The organism is Mediterraneibacter massiliensis (genome assembly GCF_001487105.1).
Taxonomy (GTDB): Bacteria; Bacillota; Clostridia; order Lachnospirales; family Lachnospiraceae; genus Mediterraneibacter; species Mediterraneibacter massiliensis.
Window position 1 is genome coordinate 1,918,410 of sequence record NZ_LN913001.1, and the last position, 18,755, is coordinate 1,937,164.

The window sequence follows — 18,755 nt, forward strand, 5'->3', positions numbered from 1 at the left end:
CTTTTTGTCAACTGCATTTTCCAAAAGTCCAAAGGGCAAGAACAGCAAAAAACTCCCGCACCAGATAATTTAACTGGAATATCGGGTTGGATGCTGCCGCAATCCCGGATACATTCCTATACCCTTCCTGCCTGCCCGTTATAAGCGCCCGATACAGATGAAAATCATTTGTGACGATACAGACAGATTCTTCCGGCGATTTTAGAAACTGCCGGCTGTAACGCAGATTTTCCCTTGTAGATGTAGATTTTTCTTCTTTTATGATCCGCTCTCTGGAAATCCCTTGTTTCTCTAAATACTCTGCCATTGCCTCTGCTTCTGTTATATCTTCTCCTGGCCCTTGTCCTCCTGATACGATCACTGTTGTCTCCACGTATTGAAGCAGATATGGTATTGCAGCATCCAACCTTCTAAGGAGAGAATCCGTTATTTTTCTTCCTCGTACCTGCGCCCCAAGCACGATCAGATACGCCGCATGTCCCTTACCGGAATTTCGCATAGCCCGTAAAATACAACTCTCAACAATCAAAAAAGTCCCCCAGCCAAACACCAATAAAACAAAAAGAACTTTTTTTATATCAAAAGAAAGCGGTACACATCCGAGAAATATATGTGCACCGCCTGCCGCCAGCCAGAATCCCGTAAATGTGGAATTCCACCTTTTTGAATAAAACGCAAGTATCAGATAATACAAGATCCCTAAAATACCCGCACACAAAAAATATATTTTCATCTATACATTTCTTCCGCAGCACTTTTTGTATTTCTTTCCGCTTCCGCATGGACAAGGATCATTTCTGCCGATCTTCTTTTCCTTACGGATCGTTCCTGACTGCTTCTGCTCACGATAGAGACGTTTCCTTGTCTCTTCATCAAAAATGGCGTCCCACTGCGGCAATTCATACAGCCAATCTGCCTTTGCATCCACCATATTTTTGTACAGCTTTTCTTTATCAAATCCCAGACTTACGACTGTATCCTCTTCCATCGTCTCGATTGGATTCTCTGCTTTCAGACTATCGTTGATCCCATCCAGGAAACCTACCATAGTCATAACGTTCTGCCCATATTTTTCCGCCAGTTCCTTTACGGTTCCTTTCACTTCCACATCCGGCTCCGCCAAAAGTTTTTCATATATTTCTTTTTCTATCTGAAAGTAATCTCCCCAGAATTTTTCCAACTGATCCTTGGACAGTTCTCTGTTATAAGCAGCTGCTCTCCACTGTTCTAATAAACTCTTTTCACTCATTGTATATTGCTCCTTTATCTAAAATTCAACCGCGAACTTATTATATACCAAATTTTCTTTGCCGTAAACTACTATTTGGTATATAATGATTCTGCATCGGTTTTTCGACACATCTGTTTCTCATAAATACTGGATAGAAGCATTATAGAAAGGAGTCCCTATGAAAAAATCTAAACGTATTCTCGCCTTTATAACGGTCGTACTGCTTGTCTGTATGTATGGCAGCACACTCGTCTTTGCCTTTATTGATACAGCATTTTCTCTTAAATTATTGGCGGCTTCTGTCGCATTGACCATCTTGCTCCCTGTTCTTTTATATGCCTGCATTCTCGTCTACCGCCTGGCCAACAGACAAGAGATAGGATCAGACATACATACCGACGATCAGTCAGACATACAGTAATTCGGCTAATTCCAGAGCAGTTGTGTTTTCTTCTGCTCTTTTTTTCTTATGTGAATTTTCCAAAGACTCTTTTTCCCTTATCGCTAGTCTTTTCTGCAGGTATTCTTCCAGCGATATTATCTCCTGGCTTCTTCCCATGTTGCTCTGACGCATAAAAATACCTCCTTTTAATTAAACCTCAGCTTTATATTATATTCTCCCCTATTTCAAAATATGCTAAAAATATTTTTCTATCCTTAACATAGTTTTATTATACTTGTCAATTGTGTCCTCCTTATGGAAAATATCTAAAGTTTTGATTATCTGATTCTTAAGAAATTCTTATTTTGGATCTTCTAATACTATCAGCACTTTTCCCGCTATACGGAAACCGTCATACTATATCGAGTAGGAGGCTAATCATTAATTGATTAGCCGACCTCTCACACCACCTAGCATACCGTTCAGTACTAGGCGGTTCCTTAGTTTTCACAAACTACCAGATAATAGTCAAGCATGGATGTATATCCTAGCTTGGCTATTATTTTCTTTGAAAAGATTTGGTTCAAGACTTTCGCCATTCTCCAGTAACCTTTTCTGCTACAAGCGAGTTCCTTTGCTTTCCAATGTTCCATTCCCAATGCTTTCAGCATTCGATACTTTGTTTTGATTTTCTTCCATTGTTTCCAATAGACCGCCCGGATTCTACGCCTTGCCCATTCGTCCGTTATTTTGAGAAGTCCTTTCATATCTGCAAGTCTAAAGTATTCTACCCATCCTCGCACATACTCCTGGTATTTCCTTTCCCGTTCTGCATTGCTAATGCCTTTGTTCCTATCAGTAAGCTCTCTGATTTTATTTCTCATCTTGACTACTGACTTTTGATGTACTCTGAATCTGCATTTGCCTTTGTATCTATAAAAGGTATAACCGAGATACTTAACTTTGCTGATATGAGCCACTTCTGTTTTCTTCCGGTTCACCTTTAGGAAAAGCTTTCCTTCAATAAACGGAATGATGTTCTTCAGGGTTCTTTCTGCACTCTTCCTGCTCTTACAGAAAATCATACAGTCATCTGCATAGCGGACAAATCTGTCCTCTCTGCGTTCCAGTTCCTTGTCCAATTCGTTTAGCATTATGTTACTGAGCAACGGACTCAATGGTCCACCTTGTGGCATTCCTACTTCTGTACGCTCAAACTTCCCGTTTGCTATCACTCCCGCATTCAGGTATTTGTGTATCAATGAAATCACTCTGCCGTCTTTGATGGTTCGTGACAACACCTCGATTAGCTTACTCTGGCATACGGTATCAAAGAACTTTTCCAAGTCCATATCCACTACATATACGTAGCCATCATTTACATTCTTTTGGCATTGTCTTAGGGCATCGTGTGCCCCTCTTTTCGGTCTGAAACCAAAACTGTTCTCTGAGAACTGCTCCTCAAAGATTGGAGACAGTTCCTGAGCGATTGCCTGTTGAATCACTCTATCGACAACCGTAGGTACTCCCAGCTTTCTGTACTCGCCTTTTGTCTCTTTGGGTATTTCTACCCTTCGCACTGGGTTGGGTTTATATTTCCCTCCCTTTATCTCTTGGATTAAGGTTTCTTGGTTTTCTCTAAGGAAGGGCAGAAGTTCATCCACCTGCATACCATCGATTCCGCCTTTGCCTCTGTTTCTTTTGACTTGCTTATAGGCATTGTTAAGATTATCTTTCCGCAAAATCAATTCCAAAAGATTGTTCGTCCAATAGTCTGTGATGACACCGCTCTTTTCAGTAATCTTAGAGTAGTCGAACACTTCTGCATACTCTCTCTGTTCCGCAGATACCATTTGCAGATAGTCCTCTATATGAAGTTGTCTGTTCTTAAATCTACTTTCAGTTACATTCATTGCTTGTGCCTCCTAAAGTTCAGCCCTTCGCCGATGTTTGCAACCATCGGTTTACTATGGCTTCTGCTGACTTCTCGCCATTCATTGTTACTACAAGTTTCTTACTCTGTTTCCACTTGCTGACAAGATCTCCCTTGGTACCACACGTCACTTTCTCTCCATATATCTGCCACATATACTATAGTTAATTCCGAGTAGTTATTGGACTTTAGTTTGTTGTGCAACCTTATCCTTAACTATAGCCTCATGTGATTTCTGTTCGTCAGACCAGAGATTTGCCTCCACCTTCCTTCAGATTCGCAGTCACCCACGACACCCTTGGTCTTGGCTGTATCCTTCCCACTACTAGGGCGGATTAGGGACTTTCACCCATTAGCGACGTGCGCCGCAAGGCGCACACAAAAAAGTACTGCATCATTCTCGATACAGTACTTTTCTTTCTCATCTTTTATTTCTCTCTGTAGATAATGTCATTTCTGCCTGGGCCATTGCTGATCATCGTGATCGGATAACCAATCTGTTCCTCTACGAATTCAATATATTTCCGGCAGTTTTCCGGTAATTCTTCATAGGTCTTTATGCCGCGGATATCTTTCTTCCATCCTGGCAGCTTCTTCCATACGGGTTTCGCTTTCTCAAGCAGATGAGTAACCGGGAAATCTGTGATTACTTCCCCGTCCACTTCATATCCTACACAGACAGGAATTTCCTCTAAATATCCCAAAACATCCAGAACAGTAAACGCAACGTCTGTCGTCCCCTGCATTCTGCATCCATATTTAGATGCCACGCAGTCAAACCAGCCTACCCGTCTTGGGCGACCTGTTGTTGCGCCATATTCTCCACCATCTCCGCCTCTTCTTCTTAATTCTTCTGCTTCCTCACCGAATATTTCACTGACAAAGGCACCTGCTCCTACCGCGCTGGAATATGCCTTACATACTGTAATGATCTGTTTGATCTCATAAGGCGGAATACCAGCGCCGATCGCGCCGTAAGCTGCCAGAGTCGAAGAAGATGTTACCATCGGATAAATACCGTGATCCGGGTCTTTCAGGGAGCCAAGCTGCCCTTCCAAAAGGATATTTTTCCCTTCTTTTATAGCCTTGTGTAGGAATAAAGAAACATCGCACACATATGGCGCTACCATTTCTTTATACTCCATAAGTTCTTTATATAGTTCTTCAGGATCTATCAATGGTTTATGGTACAAATGTTCCAACAGAATATTTTTCTGTTCTGCCACACGGACAACCTTTTCTCTTAGCAAAGCATCGTCAAACAGTTCACTGACCTGGAAACCGATCTTGGCATATTTATCAGAATAAAATGGCGCGATTCCTGACTTTGTTGAACCAAATGACTTTCCTGCCAGTCGTTCTTCCTCATAGGCATCTAAATTCTTATGATAAGACATGACCATCTGTGCTCTGTCAGATACAAGAAGCTTTGGCTTTGGCACCCCTTGTTCTACGATCGTCTGCATTTCTTTGAATAATACCGGAACGTCCAACGCCACTCCGTTTCCGATAATACTGGTCGTATGGCTGTAAAACACTCCTGAAGGCAGTGTATGCAGCGCAAATTTCCCATAATCATTTACAATCGTATGGCCTGCATTTGCTCCGCCTTGAAACCGGACAATGATATCAGCTTCTTTACCGAGCATATCTGTGATCTTGCCTTTTCCTTCATCGCCCCAGTTTGCACCAACTACTGCTTTTACCATTTTAAACCCTCCTGCGTATTTTGCTTTTTCATCATTCACAGCGTTTCTGACATAATAGAACCGCCGTATGAATTATACTATACTTTTCCCATTATGTAAAATGTTATTTTCCTATTCTTCTCTTATTCTATTGCAGCTTCTTCCATTTCATAAAGAAGTTCATTTGTCTCGATCAACGATACCTCTTTATCCAGACAGAACAAAATGATACTGTCCCGCTTGTTCTTCACATACAAAGCAGGATATTCTGAAACCTTCAGAAGTCTCTGCATTTCCTCCACTGTGAGTCCCATGCCAAAACCCAGAGCAAGTAGTTTATCCCTCGTCGGCTTACGTATACCCGAAAAAATCTGATAGCCATACGTCCTATCCAGCCCGGAACGCTTGATGATCTCGGCTTTCTTCAAGTTCTTTTTTGTAAGCAGTTCCGCTAATTCATCTTCCATTTTTCCTGTGTAGAATGCAGGTTCTTCTCTTAAATATTCATCAAAATTCTGCTTACTTCTTAATATTTTCAATAATTCGTCCGTACTTTTTTCTCCCACGCTTTTCCCTTCTTCCTTACGCATTTTGGAAATCTAGTTTACAAATATATGACTTATGATAAAATACTTTATAGAAAAAATCAAGAAAGGCGGTATCCCATGTCCGATCTAAAAGGTAATTATCTGGAAAATGCATATGAAATTCTTTCACCTCTGCAAGATACAGAAAATTGTTCTGCCTTTCTTGTAAAGGAAAACTCTACAGGCAGTCTCGCCGTCAAAAAGCAGCTGACTTTTGAGCAATATGAACTATACCAAGTTCTTAAAGAGTATACACATCCGAATTTATCTAAAATATATGCGCTTTATACATGCAATGGCTGCTATTATGCATTGACTGAATACATCAGCGGAGCAACCATTTTTCAGACCGTAGAGCAGGGACGCACATTTTCCAGAGAAGAAGTGCGCACATATATTTTGCAGCTTTGTGATGTTTTATTCTTTCTGCATAAAAGAGGAATCATACATCGTGATATTACTCCTGGAAATATTATCATTTCCACAGACCATGTCGTAAAATTAATCGATTTTGGAATTGCGCGAATCAAAAAAGACGGGCAAACAAGAGACACACAGCTTCTTGGAACAGCTGGATTTGCTTCACCTGAGCAGTTTGGATTTGGTCAGACTGACGAAAGAAGTGATATTTATTCTACGGGTGTTCTCATCAATTATATGCTTACAGGAAAACTCCCTGCACAGAAACTTTCCTCAGATATATTTTTGTCGGATATAATCGTAAAATGTACGCAGATCGATCCCGCAAACCGTTTTTCCAATGTGGAGGAACTTCACTCTGTTCTTTTGCGCCGCATACCTGCGGCTTCTGCGGCTGCCGTATGGCCGCTTTATATGACGCCAACTCAGGAAACAGACGCGACAGTAGAAACTTTAAACGCTGGTATGACTCCAACCGGTTCTCCTTATGATGAGCTTGTAAATGCAAGTATAGCCCAGGTCAAACCAGGCGGTACAGTTACTGCCTGCATTGCCTATAATGCCAACTATGCGGACAAACCTGTTACTTTAACTGCAGTGGCCAGCTTTATGGGCGAAGAGCTTGGAACAAAAACAATTGAACTGCAATAAAAAAGAATTCTGCAGTGCAGAATTCTCCGCCTGCGGCGGGTTGCTTCAGCAGCATGACGCCTTTTTGCCGCAGTGCGATCTTTGCGGAGCATGAAACGTTTTATACATTCATGCTCCGTAAATTTTTTTACATCAAAGGCGCTATCAGCCTTAATATACGTCCGCACAGTTTCATAAACAGACTTACTCGCTTCACATCTTCCAATGTCACCAGATGACATTTCTTCAGTGTCTCCTGAAAATCCTGTTCTATTGATGTAACTACCGGATTATCATAAATAAAGATCCCACATTCATAATGCAGATATAAACTGCGATAATCTAAGTTTATAGAACCTACCGCCGCCGTATCATCATCAGATACAAAACTTTTTGCATGAACAAACCCCGGTGTAAATTCATACACTTTTACTCCAGATTGTATCAGATCTCGGTAGAATGTCTTAGCTACTGCAAATGCATACCATTTATCCGGAATATGCGGCATGATAATGCTCACATCAATCCCTGTTTTAGCCACATGCGTCAATGTATCCAGCATTTCATTGTCCAAGATCAGATACGGTGTCATAATATGTACGTATTTTTTCGCGTGGTTTAAAATATGAAAATATACTTCTTCTCCTACATTTTCATGATCATAAGGACTGTCTCCATAGGGAATGACAAAGCCGCTGTCTTTTAACACCTTCGACTTCATTTTCGTCAGATATGCCTTATAATCCTCTGGCTGTGTCTCCGTCACATTCCACATCTGTAAAAACAGCATTGTCATGCTCTGTACTGCATCCCCTTTTAGCATAACTGCTGTATCTTTCCAATAACCAAACCTCTCTTTTTCATTGATATATTCATCTGCGAGATTCAATCCCCCTGTAAATCCTACCTTTCCATCTATGACACAGATCTTTCTGTGATCCCTATTATTCTGTGTCGTAGAAAGCACCGGACGTATAGGACTGAACATCTTGCATGCAATTCCATATTTTCTGATTTCTTTAGGATAACCGTATGGAAGCAGTGAAATACTGCACATACCATCATACATAAAACGGACTTCTACTCCTTCTTTCACCTTTTCTTTGAGAAGTTCCAGAATAGCGCCCCACATCTTTCCTTCCGCCACAATAAAATATTCCATAAAGATGAATTTTTCTGCTCTTTTCAGTTCTTCCATCAATACAGAAAACCACGCTTCTCCACTCGGAAAATATTCCATCTGCGTATTCTGGTAGGTAGGAAAATCCAGTTGATGCTTCATATAATAAGCAAGATTCGCATCTGCCGGCTTATATTGTCTTAAATTTTCTATAATTTCCTCGCTCTGTTCCATATACGGAGCCGTCTCCATCCGCAGTCTGCTCAGACGTTTCCCTATATACCGTGTTCCAATCTGCGACTTCACATAAAGATAAAATAAACATCCAAACGCCGGAAAAATCAAAATCAAAAGAACCCACGTCATATTAAAAGCCGGATTTCCCCGTTCATTGATAATATACACGATCACACCTGCTCCGATCAGTGAAGCGATCCCATATACATAAACGGCATATTCATGCAGGATCGTTGCAACTGTGAACATAAAAAGCAATTGTATGAGCACCAACGATAATAGCAAAGCTGTACGGCTGAATACCACACTTAAAATTCCTTTTTTTGCTTTTTTTACGGCTTTGTTTTCCATTTCTCTTTTGCTCCTTTTCTGCTGATAGCATATTTAGTGTATCACAATTTATTTGCAGCTGCAATAAATCTAGAGTATTGTGTTTTTGTAAAAAAAGTATTACAATAAAAGTGGATTATCTGCCTGTTTCTTTAAATATCGGCAGTCATCTGACAGAAAGGAGAACGTCAAATTGAAAAAATTTTTTAAATGGTTTTTGATTCTGGCAGCCGCAGGAACAGCCATCGGACTTATTATTTCCTATTTCTGCAAGGGAAGCTGCCTTCAGGAGAACGCGTGTACCGAAGACGCTCCTGATTTAACGGAAGATGAAGATCTAGATGTAGATTTAAAGCCAGTTTCTGACAGAGAATACGTTTCACTTCAGAAAAATGACAAAGAAGATACAGAAAAAGAACTTACGAAAAAGGAATCTGATGTCCAAAAAGAAAGTAAATGATAATAAAAAACACCGCGATGTACCGACCCCCAAAAGTTAGATCACGATTAGAGGTCGGTATTTTTATGTCTAAAAAATGCGTAGCAGATAAAAATTCTACTACGCAATAAAAGTTTAACTTTTGGAAAACACATCCATTTCCTACAGTGTCTTTTATTATTTACATCATTTCCACGCTTCTGAAAGCAGTTTTACAGCCTGCCTTATTTGTTCTTCCCCCATATTGGCATAACCTAAAAGTATAATCGCTTCTTTTGCCTGTCTTCCTTTTTTTTCTTCCACATAATATTCCGAAAGCCCATATACCTTTACTTCTTTTTGAGCAGCCCTTTCTATCAGTGTCTCTTCATTTTCACCTGAGAAATGAAGCAGCAGATGTACGCCTGCATTCTCACCAGAAATCTTACACTTGATCTTTCCCTCTTTCAGGCAGCCAAGAAGTACATCGTGCCTGTTCTTATATAGTGCGCGTGTCTTATTCAGATGTCTTTCATAGTATCCATTTTCAATAAATTTCTGCAGGATCAACTGATCTACTTTAGAAACCGTAGAATTTAAAAATCGGCATTTCTTCATATACACCGTTAAAAGCGGTTTTGGCAATACGATATATCCCACTCGGATAGCAGGAGCGATCGACTTGGAAAACGTCCCTGTATAGATGACTTTTTCCTGCGCATCAAAACCCTGCAGGGCAGGAATAGGCTTCCCCTTATATCGAAATTCACTGTCGTAATCATCTTCGATTATATACCGCCCTTTTGCTGCATTTGCCCATTTCAAAAGTTCGATCCTTCTTTGGATCGGCATCACAATCCCTAAAGGGTACTGGTGAGATGGCATCACGAAGGCAACATCTGCTCCTGATTTCTCCAATTCTGGAATACACATACCTTTTTCATCCATACCAACAGTACATACTTCATAAGTAAGATTCTCAAACAACCGATATGCCTGCCTATAGGTCGGATTCTCCAACGCCACTTTATGATCTGTTCCTATGATCGTCGTCAGCAGCATTAAAAGATAATCATTTCCCGCCCCGACGATGATCTGTTCCGGCTGGCAATTCACCCCTCTCGCCTGATGCAGATAGCTGCTGATCGCATTTCTAAGTCCATATTCTCCCTGCGGATCCCCAAGACGGAACATCTCCGCCTGGTCATCCCCCAGACTTTCTCTGGAAAGTTTTCTCCATACATTATGGGGGAAACTTTTTAGATCCACTCCATTGGGTGTAAAATCATACCGGTATTTTTTTTCTTTATGTTTTACCTCTTCTTCTATCGCTTTTACCGGACGTTTCAAACTGTAAAGTCCTTCTATTTCTGACACAAAGTATCCCTTACATGGCCTAGCTTCTACATAGCCTTCTGACAGAAGCTGTTCGTAAGCCAATTCCACCGTACTCCTGCTGATCTCCAGATACTGACAAAGCTGCCTTGTAGAAGGCAGCCTTTCTCCGCTTTTCAGTCTGCCTCCCTGTATATCTTGTTTAATATAAGCATAAATCTGCTCATACAGGGGAATACCCGTATCTGGCTGCAAATGAATGGTTAGTTCGTTCATGTAAATTCCCTCTTTCTCAACCAGTCCACTTTCTTCAAAAAGTAAGGCAGGTCCTATCTTTTAGGATACCTGCCCTTACCATCTTGCCATCTATGTTTTGCAGTTTCTATTATTTCGGAAGTTTAAAGGAACTTTTCAAAGAAACGATCCGATTGAACACTAATGCATCCTGTTTGGAATCTTTCGAATCTATGCAATAATATCCGTTTCTTACAAACTGATAACTGTCATATGCTTTTGCACCTTCAAAACTCGGTTCCACATATGCATCTTTCACGATTTTCAAAGAATTCGGATTTAAATTAAGGGAACCATCTTCCTTATTATATACGCCCTTTTCCTCATCGATCAAGTTTTCATATAAACGCACTTCTGCTTTCTGAGCATAAGGAGCCGGTACCCAATGAATTGTCCCTTTCACCTTTCTTCCCGTAAAACCACTGCCCGCCTTTGTCTCTGGGTCATAAGTACAGTGCACTTCTGTCACTTTACCGCTTTCATCTTTTACAAAACTTACACATTTCACAAAATACGCATGCATCAGACGCACTTCATTTCCAGGAAACAGACGAAAATACTTCTTAGGAGGTTCTTCCATAAAATCTTCTCTTTCTATATATAATTCCCTGCAGAATGGCACTTTTCGGCTTCCCAGTTCCTCATTTTCCAGATTATTTGCTACATCCAGATACTCTGTCTGCCCTTCCGGATAGTTATCGATCACCAATTTAATCGGATCTAATACTGCCATCATTCTTGGCTTTTTCATCTTCAGATCCTCTCTGATACAATATTCCAACATCGCATAATCCACAGAACTCTGACTTTTCGATATACCGCACATGTCGATAAACATCTTGATAGACTCCGGTGTAAATCCCCTTCTTCTAAGTGCTGCAATGGAAACAAGGCGCGGATCATCCCAACCATCAACAATGCCGTCTTCTACCAATTTCTTAATATATCTTTTTCCAGTCACTACATTTGTCAAATATAATTTAGCAAATTCGATCTGGCGCGGCGGAGCTTCAAATTCACATTCCTTTACTACCCAGTCATACAGTGGTCTGTGATCTTCAAACTCTAATGTACAGATAGAATGTGTGATCCCCTCGATCGCATCCTCGATCGGATGCGCAAAATCATACATCGGATAGATACACCATTCATCTCCTGTATTATGATGACTCATATGCGCCACACGATAAAGGATCGGATCCCGCATGTTAATATTAGGTGAAGCCATATCTATCTTCGCCCGCAGTACTCTTTCTCCATCCTGGAATTTTCCTTCCTTCATAGCGGTAAATAATTCCAGATTCTCTTCTATGCTACGATTCCTGTATGGACTTTCCTTCCCCGGTTCCGTCAATGTTCCGCGATACTCTCTGATTTCGTCTGGAGAAAGATCACACACATATGCTTTCCCTTTTTGTATCAACTTCACTGCACATTCATACATTTTATCAAAATAACTGGAAGCAAAATACAGGTGTTCTTTCCAATCTGCGCCCAACCATTGGATGTCCTCTTTGATGGAATCTACAAACTCTACCTTTTCTTTCGTAGGATTTGTATCATCAAAACGCATATGGAATTCACCGTTATATTTCTGTGCAAGCCCATAATTTAAAAGAATAGATTTCGCATGTCCTATATGAAGATAACCGTTTGGTTCCGGGGGAAAACGTGTACAGACATGATCATAAACGCCTTCCGAGAGATCTTTGTCTATTTCCTGCTCTATAAAGTTCTTTGAAATGATTTCGTTTTCCATAAGTTCCTCCTCAATCTCAAACTTTTCTGCCACTAATCTTACCATAAAAAGACAGCCTCCACAAGGTCTGTCTTGCTGTTTTCTCTTACCGGTTCTTCATCGTTTTCCTATTTCCCTTTATGCACATCTATGCTATACTTAGAAAAGTATTTTTAATTTTGAAAGGACTATTTATATGAAAAGAGAAAAATTTGGTTCCCGTCTTGGTTTTATCTTGGTTTCCGCAGGATGTGCCATCGGTCTGGGAAATGTCTGGAAATTCCCATATATGACAGGAAGATACGGAGGCGCCGCATTTATATTGATCTATCTTTTGTTTTTGATCATTCTCGGTATGCCGATCATCGTCTGTGAATTCAGTGTAGGACGTGCCAGTCAAAAAAGTATCGCCACTTCTTACAATGCTCTTGAGCCGCCGCATTCACGCTGGCATTATACCCGCTGGTTTGCGATCGCAGGAAATTATATATTGGTCATGTTCTACTCTTGTGTCGGCGGATGGATGCTTTACTATTGTTTCCGTATGGCAAAAGGTGAATTTGTACATGTTACATCCGCACAGGTAGCGCAGAAATACGATGCCATGCTCCAATCTCCATACCGCCTTCTTTTCTGGACTGTCATTGTCATTTTGATTGCCTTTGGGATCTGCAGTATCGGCCTGCAAAAAGGTGTAGAAAAGATCATGAAGATCACCATGCTCTGCCTTCTGGCTATCATGATTATTCTTGCTGTTCGTTCCGTCACTTTATCTGGTTCTGCTGAAGGATTAAAATTTTACCTCATACCAGATTTTGAGAGAATGAAGGCAAGCGGCATAGGAAATGTCATTTTTGGCGCTATGAGCCAGGCCTTTTTTACCCTGAGTATCGGAATGGGCGGTATGGCCATTTTTGGAAGTTACCTGGACAAATCCCGTTCTTTAACAGGAGAATCCTTAAGTATTGTACTGCTTGATACCTTCGTAGCCCTCACCGCCGGACTCATCGTGATCCCTGCCTGTTTTGCATTCAACGTAGAACCTGATGTAGGTCCAGGTCTTGTTTTTGTCACCTTGCCCAACATTTTCTCTCAAATGCCGGGCGGGCGTCTGTGGGGAGCTTTGTTCTTCCTATTTTTGTTCTTTGCCGCATTGTCCACCATTGTCGGCGTATTTGAAAATATAGTTTCCTTCGGTATAGATCTGTTCCATTTTTCCCGTACAAAGTCTGTTGGGATCAACATCGTACTGATCACTTTGTTAAATATTCCCTGTATTCTCGGATTTAATATATTATCTGAAATACAGCCTCTTGGAGCAGGTACAAATATTATGGATCTGGAAGATTTCCTGGTCTCCAACAATATCCTCCCTCTGGGCTCCGTTGTATATCTGCTTTTCTGTACCCATAAAAATGGATGGGGATGGAAGAATTTTATTCAGGAGGCTAACTCTGGAGAAGGATTAAAATTCCCGCAATTCATCCGTGGATATATGACATATGTACTGCCGTGGATCGTTGTCATCATTTACCTGAAAGGATATTACGATATGTTCAGCAAACAAAGCACCTCTGTATTCGTAATATGGATGCTGATCGCATTCTCCTTCCTGTTCATGATATTAGCCGTCAGCCGCAAAAAAAGCAAACTATAAATTTAACGAAGCAACAAACAATGCAAAAAGAACAGATCATACCATGTGTCATGCCTGCATGTAAACAGGGTATGATCTGTTTCTTTTTATTCGGCGATCGCCGATAGCGAAATGGAACGTAAGCGGAATTGAGCTAACACTGCGGAAGCGCTCGAAAAATAATTGCGCGATAGCTGTATATTACAATCTTTTCTTTAATTTTAACAGAGCCTGTACTATGATCGCCGCATGATCTGCCGCTATCTGCCCCTGTTTTCTGACATAAAATTTCTGTTCACAGATTATTCCCGCTTTTTTTTCTTTTTCTATAACCGCTTCTGTTCTTAACTTCTTTTCTTTATTTTCCAGCTGAAGAAGATATTCTGTACAGAGCCACTCCCCTTTCTTTATAGTGTCTAGTTCTTTCAAACAAACTTTCCACCAGAGTGCATCTGCGGCATCATCCCCTGCTTGTACCTTTACTTCCGCCTCTTTTACTAATGCCATATATGCCGTCGTTATCACGCGCGCCCGCGGATCTCTGTCATAATTCCCCCAGGTTCCAAGCTGCTCCATTGTGATTCCATATACACCGGTTTCTTCCTCCAATTCCCTTCTGGCTGTTTCATCCAGATTTTCTTCCAAATCAATAAAACCTCCCGGCAGCCCCCAGAAACCGATGCTGGGATGATTTCTGCGTTTAACAAGCAGAATACTTAATTCATCTACACTTTTGATCAGATCCGTATTATAGGAAAATACAACGGCATCTGTTGTGCAGCAAGGCGTCTTATATTTATACGGATCATATTTTTCCAAGAATTCCTCCAGTGTCTGTCCTTTCTCATCTCTCTCTCCGGTTCCTTGAAATAAAGAAACATCTTTTAAAAATGCCGGCATACTAAACGCTCCCTTCTTTATCTGATATTCATCTAAAAAATACCCCGATCTTTTCTATAAGACTTATAAACAGCAGTATATCCTCCGTGGACCTGCCTTCTGCTTTCAAAAAAGAAAAATACTCCGGTATTCCAACTATTTTGTCATTTGCAGCACTCCAGTCTCTTACTAATATTTTCCCAAGCTGTTCTGTATCCTCTGCACTAAAATACATGCCTATCCGGATGTTGTTTTCCATTGCGTTCAGAAAGCGATAAAAATAAGGTTTCCTGTTCTTGGCATCTTTTTCAAGAAAAACCGTCATTTCTTTCAATGCGGCACAAAGAGGCAGTAACTCTTCTCTTTTAGGTACTCTCATATTTCTTCTCTTAACCGTACCGATTTCACACCTTAAACTCTATTCTAAGTATATCATATGTCCCGGACATTTTAACATTTTGTAAAAAATCGTGGCATTTTTCTTCAAAATATAACCTATAAAATTCTTGACAACACTCTATATTATGTTGTATATTTATATCGTTGTGTACAGTGACAGTCAACTGTAATGCAGGCTGCCTTGGCTCAGTAGGTAGAGCGTCGCCTTGGTAAGGCGGAGGTCGGCGGTTCAAGTCCGCTAGGCAGCTTTTTAACAAAGAGGACAGTTATAAAAAGTGTGGACTCATTTCAGAATACGCATTTTTTATAACTGTCATTTTTATATACAAAGATCTGCTTTTATTTTAACTTTTCTTTTTGGATCATATCCCGTATTGCCTGCACCGCAACTTTGATCGCACAATCTGTTTCATGCGCCTGCTTATTTGGAAGTCCTTGTCTTTCTCTTTCCTGATTTGCCACGACCAAAAAAACAGATCCCACTCTCACTCTTCTGTATGCTCCTACGATGAATAATGCTGCTGATTCCATCTCTGACGCCATACACCCCATACGCAGCCATGCATTCCATTTTTCGGTCAGCTCGTAACTCACCGGATGCTTTTCCGGCTGATGCTGTCCATAAAAAGAATCCTTACATTGAACAATTCCTGTATGATAAGAAACGTTCTCCTTTTTTGCCGCCTCAACCAGAGCGTTTGTCACCTCCAGATTTGGAACCGCTGGATACTCAACCGGCGCATATTCTTTACTCGTTCCTTCCATACGAACAGCACCCGTGGCGATTACCAGATCACCTCCGCACACCTCTGTCTGCATCCCGCCGCAGGTGCCTACTCTAATAAAGGTATCTGCACCGCAATTACACAATTCTTCTAGAGCGATAGAAGCAGATGGACCGCCAATCCCGGTACTTGTCACACTTACCTTTCTTCCATCCAGTGTGCCCGTATAGGTAACAAACTCTCTGCTGTCCGCAATAAGCACAGGATTCTCAAAATATTGCGCGATCTTCTGACATCGTTTTGGATCTCCAGGAAGAATCACATACTTTCCCACATCGCCCTCTTTCAATCCAACATGATACTGAATGCCGGCTCCTTCTGTGTAGTCTACCATCTTACCTTGCCCCCTTTGCTTTTATAAATGAAATCCCATTGGCACCAGTTCTTCTAATGTAAATATCTGATATTTCTCTTGATCCGCTGCCAGAACGATCAGAAAATCCGAGCCGCAAAATTCCAGCATAACCTGTCTGCAGACTCCGCAGGGAGGGCAAAACTCATTGGGAGTTTCGTCTTTTGGCGCCCCTACGATGCAGATCGCCCGAAATTCTTTTACCCCTTCACTGACAGCTTTAAAAAATGCAGTTCTCTCTGCGCAGTTACTCGGACTATATGCCCCATTTTCAATATTACATCCTGTATATACTGTTCCATTTTCTGCAAGCAGCGCCGCACCTACGCAAAAATTGGAATACGGTGCATAAGAAAATTTTCTCTGCTCTAACGCACATTTGATCAGCTTCTTCACTGTCTGTTCTTCTAACATACATTCCGCCTCCAAACCTTTCTTTTTACTCAAAAATCTGAAGCCTGCTATATACTCTATTTTCCCATCTCTGTCCTTGTTTCCCTTTGTACTGCTACCCAGTCTATTACAGTTTCTCTGAATCCAGCAAAATCGTAAATGGACCGTCATTGACCAGACTGACTTTCATCTCTGCCCCAAACTGCCCTGTCTGTACGCAGGAAATCTCTCTTTTGCATTTGTCAATGATATATTCATAAATCCGCTCTGCTTTCTCAGGGTTTCCTGCCTCTATAAAGCTTGGTCTGTTTCCCTTTTTGCAATTTGCATACAGTGTAAACTGAGAGACTAGCAAAAGACTGCCTCCTACATCCTTTAAAGATAAATTCGTCTTGCCGTTTTCATCTTCAAAGATCCGAAGTCCGATCAGTTTTTTTACAAGCTTATCTGCTGTCTCTAGTGTATCTTCTTCTGATACGCCAATCAAGGTAAGAAAGCCTTGCTTGATCTCGCCAATCTTCTTATTTTCCACTGAAACAGACGCCTCCGTCACCCTCTGTATAACAAATCTCACCGTATTTTCCCTCCAAACATTTTTTCCGCTTTATTTTTGATCCTTTGAAGCGCATTGTCTATCGCTTTCGGACTTTTATCTAACAATTCTGCGATCGTCCGATAATCTGTTCCCATCAAATGCAGATATAAAACATGATTTTCCAATGTGCTTAAATTCTCTTTCAAATTCTCGATCAATGCCTCTGTATACTCTTTCCCAAAATACAATGCCTCTGGATTATTCTCCTTTTCCGGTTCGATTGTATCTATTAGAGCAAGTTTTTTTCCTTCCCCTTCTGTTTCACTCTCTTCGTACAAGGAAACATAGGAATTTAAAGGCAGATGCTTTTTCCTCTTTGATGCCTCTATTGCTGTATACATCTGCCGTGAAACGCATAATTCGGCAAAACTAAAAAATGAAGCGCCCTGAGATTCGTCAAAATCTCTTACTGCTTTGATCAGCCCGATCATGCCTTCCTGGATCAGATCCTCATTCTCTCCCCCCAGCAGATACATTGCTCGTGCTTTTTTTCTCACCATAGATTTATATTTCATCATGATAAAATCCATGATGTCATCTTCTCCTGCGCGCAGTTTTTTGATCAGCTGCTCATCTGAGATTTTTTCATATTTTCCCATTCTTTTTTCCTCTGTTCCCAATCAGGACATTCTCTGTCTGACTATCTCATAGGCGAGCACCCCTGCCGCAACAGAAGCATTCAGAGAATCAATCTCCCCTTTCATTGGAATGCTTGCTGTAAAATCACAGGTTTCCTTCACAAGACGTCCTACCCCGTCCCCTTCATTTCCAATAACCAGTCCGATCGGTCCTTTTAGATTCAGACGATACATGGATTCGCCGTCCATATCCGCACACACAAACCAGAGTCCTCTCTTTTTCAACTCCTCCATTGTCTTTACAAGGTTTGTCACCTTTGCCACTGGTGTATAATTCAAGGCTCCCGCGGATGTTTTTGCCACTGTAGCGGTAAGACCTACCGCCCTTCTTTTCGGTATGATAACGCCATGTGCTCCAGCCAAATTTGCGGTACGGATGATCGCACCTAGATTATGAGGGTCTTCTATATTATCCAAAAGAATAAGAAACGGATCTTCTTCCCGCTCTTGCGCTAATGCAAACATGTCCTCTATTTGCGCGTATTCATATGCTGCCGCATAGGCAACCACTCCCTGATGCTGTCCTGTCTCCGATAACTGTGCAAGTCGCTCTTTGCTGACAAACTGAAGGATAGTATCTCGCTTTTTGGCTTCCCGCACGATCGTTCTCACTGGTCCGTCCTGACAGCCGTCCAAAATAAACACCTTGTCGATTGGTTTCCCGGAACGAAATGCCTCTAATACTGCATTGCGTCCTTCCAGTAAAAGTGTATGCTCTTTTTTCCTTTCTTCCAC

20 protein-coding genes and 1 tRNA gene are annotated in these 18,755 nt (G+C 41.2%); 5 read left to right on the forward strand and 16 right to left on the reverse strand.

Annotation, left to right across the window (positions count from 1 at the left end; translation table 11 throughout):
- Nucleotides 1-7 precede the first annotated feature (7 nt).
- Together BN3282_RS13340 and BN3282_RS13345 are read right to left on the reverse strand one after the other, a co-directional pair.
- Nucleotides 8-733 (reverse strand): YdcF family protein, encoded by a 726-nt coding sequence (locus BN3282_RS13340; protein ID WP_059069895.1) that lies wholly within the window; start codon nucleotides 731-733, stop codon nucleotides 8-10.
- Nucleotides 734-1,249: an SEC-C metal-binding domain-containing protein gene (locus BN3282_RS13345; protein WP_059069897.1), complete on the reverse strand. Its 516-nt coding sequence runs from the start codon at nucleotides 1,247-1,249 to the stop codon at nucleotides 734-736.
- Between the two features lie 160 nt (nucleotides 1,250-1,409).
- Between BN3282_RS13345 and BN3282_RS14780 the strand changes: the two genes are divergently transcribed.
- Entirely contained in the window at nucleotides 1,410-1,652 is a 243-nt protein-coding gene (locus tag BN3282_RS14780) for a hypothetical protein (protein ID WP_082667548.1), read from the forward strand.
- Here the strand turns inward: BN3282_RS14780 and BN3282_RS15145 are convergent.
- From BN3282_RS15145 to BN3282_RS13365, 4 genes are all read right to left on the reverse strand, one after another.
- Nucleotides 1,638-1,805 (reverse strand): hypothetical protein, encoded by a 168-nt coding sequence (locus BN3282_RS15145; protein ID WP_162858251.1) that lies wholly within the window; start codon nucleotides 1,803-1,805, stop codon nucleotides 1,638-1,640. The two genes, BN3282_RS14780 and BN3282_RS15145, sit on opposite strands and share 15 nt — an antisense overlap.
- 308 nt (nucleotides 1,806-2,113) lie before the next feature.
- Entirely contained in the window at nucleotides 2,114-3,526 is a 1,413-nt protein-coding gene (ltrA, locus tag BN3282_RS13355) for a group II intron reverse transcriptase/maturase (protein WP_059066294.1), read from the reverse strand.
- A gap of 448 nt (nucleotides 3,527-3,974) precedes the next feature.
- Entirely contained in the window at nucleotides 3,975-5,255 is a 1,281-nt protein-coding gene (locus BN3282_RS13360; protein WP_059069901.1) for an adenylosuccinate synthase, read from the reverse strand.
- 122 nt (nucleotides 5,256-5,377) lie between these two features.
- The gene (locus BN3282_RS13365; RefSeq protein ID WP_059069903.1) at nucleotides 5,378-5,824 is read right to left on the reverse strand and encodes a transcriptional regulator; all 447 of its coding nucleotides are present in this window, start codon (nucleotides 5,822-5,824) and stop codon (nucleotides 5,378-5,380) included.
- 75 nt (nucleotides 5,825-5,899) lie between these two features.
- Between BN3282_RS13365 and BN3282_RS13370 the strand changes: the two genes are divergently transcribed.
- On the forward strand, nucleotides 5,900-6,892 hold the full coding sequence (locus tag BN3282_RS13370; RefSeq protein ID WP_059069904.1) for a serine/threonine protein kinase: 993 nt from the start codon (nucleotides 5,900-5,902) through the stop codon (nucleotides 6,890-6,892).
- A gap of 127 nt (nucleotides 6,893-7,019) precedes the next feature.
- Here the strand turns inward: BN3282_RS13370 and cls are convergent, their stop codons facing one another.
- Complete coding sequence (cls, locus tag BN3282_RS13375; RefSeq protein ID WP_059069906.1) at nucleotides 7,020-8,579, reverse strand: cardiolipin synthase; 1,560 nt, start codon at nucleotides 8,577-8,579, stop codon at nucleotides 7,020-7,022.
- A 172-nt stretch (nucleotides 8,580-8,751) separates the two neighbouring features.
- Here cls and BN3282_RS13380 point away from each other — a divergent pair, with 172 nt between their 5' ends.
- Nucleotides 8,752-9,018 (forward strand): hypothetical protein, encoded by a 267-nt coding sequence (locus tag BN3282_RS13380; RefSeq protein WP_059069908.1) that lies wholly within the window; start codon nucleotides 8,752-8,754, stop codon nucleotides 9,016-9,018.
- Between the two features lie 165 nt (nucleotides 9,019-9,183).
- Here the strand turns inward: BN3282_RS13380 and pdxR are convergent, their stop codons facing one another.
- Both pdxR and BN3282_RS13390 read right to left on the reverse strand, forming a co-directional pair.
- The gene (gene pdxR / locus BN3282_RS13385) at nucleotides 9,184-10,587 is read right to left on the reverse strand and encodes a MocR-like pyridoxine biosynthesis transcription factor PdxR (protein ID WP_059069910.1); all 1,404 of its coding nucleotides are present in this window, start codon (nucleotides 10,585-10,587) and stop codon (nucleotides 9,184-9,186) included.
- Between the two features lie 109 nt (nucleotides 10,588-10,696).
- Nucleotides 10,697-12,364, reverse strand: a complete 1,668-nt coding sequence (locus BN3282_RS13390) for a glutamine--tRNA ligase/YqeY domain fusion protein (protein ID WP_059070510.1) — start codon at nucleotides 12,362-12,364, stop codon at nucleotides 10,697-10,699.
- A 175-nt stretch (nucleotides 12,365-12,539) separates the two neighbouring features.
- On the opposite strand from BN3282_RS13390, the gene BN3282_RS13395 reads away from it, so the two are divergent.
- A complete protein-coding gene (locus BN3282_RS13395) occupies nucleotides 12,540-14,000 on the forward strand; it encodes a sodium-dependent transporter (protein ID WP_059069912.1) in 1,461 nt (486 codons plus the stop codon).
- Nucleotides 14,001-14,180: 180 nt separating this feature from the next.
- Here the strand turns inward: BN3282_RS13395 and BN3282_RS13400 are convergent, their stop codons facing one another.
- Together BN3282_RS13400 and BN3282_RS13405 are read right to left on the reverse strand one after the other, a co-directional pair.
- Entirely contained in the window at nucleotides 14,181-14,879 is a 699-nt protein-coding gene (locus BN3282_RS13400) for an NUDIX domain-containing protein (protein ID WP_059069913.1), read from the reverse strand.
- Nucleotides 14,880-14,907: 28 nt separating this feature from the next.
- Complete coding sequence (locus tag BN3282_RS13405; RefSeq protein ID WP_059069915.1) at nucleotides 14,908-15,237, reverse strand: hypothetical protein; 330 nt, start codon at nucleotides 15,235-15,237, stop codon at nucleotides 14,908-14,910.
- 195 nt (nucleotides 15,238-15,432) lie between these two features.
- On the opposite strand from BN3282_RS13405, the gene BN3282_RS13410 reads away from it, so the two are divergent.
- A tRNA-Thr gene (locus BN3282_RS13410) sits at nucleotides 15,433-15,505 on the forward strand.
- A gap of 91 nt (nucleotides 15,506-15,596) precedes the next feature.
- On the opposite strand, the gene udp is transcribed toward BN3282_RS13410, so the two are convergent.
- The 5 genes from udp to rlmB all read right to left on the reverse strand — a co-directional run bounded on the left by udp (nucleotide 15,597) and on the right by rlmB (nucleotide 18,755).
- Nucleotides 15,597-16,376, reverse strand: a complete 780-nt coding sequence (gene udp / locus BN3282_RS13415) for a uridine phosphorylase (RefSeq protein ID WP_059069917.1) — start codon at nucleotides 16,374-16,376, stop codon at nucleotides 15,597-15,599.
- A 21-nt stretch (nucleotides 16,377-16,397) separates the two neighbouring features.
- Complete coding sequence (cdd, locus tag BN3282_RS13420; protein WP_059069918.1) at nucleotides 16,398-16,808, reverse strand: cytidine deaminase; 411 nt, start codon at nucleotides 16,806-16,808, stop codon at nucleotides 16,398-16,400.
- A gap of 106 nt (nucleotides 16,809-16,914) precedes the next feature.
- Entirely contained in the window at nucleotides 16,915-17,361 is a 447-nt protein-coding gene (gene dtd, locus BN3282_RS13425) for a D-aminoacyl-tRNA deacylase (protein WP_059069921.1), read from the reverse strand.
- A complete protein-coding gene (locus BN3282_RS13430) occupies nucleotides 17,358-17,981 on the reverse strand; it encodes a sigma-70 family RNA polymerase sigma factor (RefSeq protein WP_059070512.1) in 624 nt (207 codons plus the stop codon). The genes dtd and BN3282_RS13430 overlap by 4 nt, the downstream gene beginning before the upstream one ends.
- A 21-nt stretch (nucleotides 17,982-18,002) precedes the next feature.
- Nucleotides 18,003-18,755 (reverse strand): 23S rRNA (guanosine(2251)-2'-O)-methyltransferase RlmB, encoded by a 753-nt coding sequence (rlmB, locus tag BN3282_RS13435; protein WP_059069924.1) that lies wholly within the window; start codon nucleotides 18,753-18,755, stop codon nucleotides 18,003-18,005.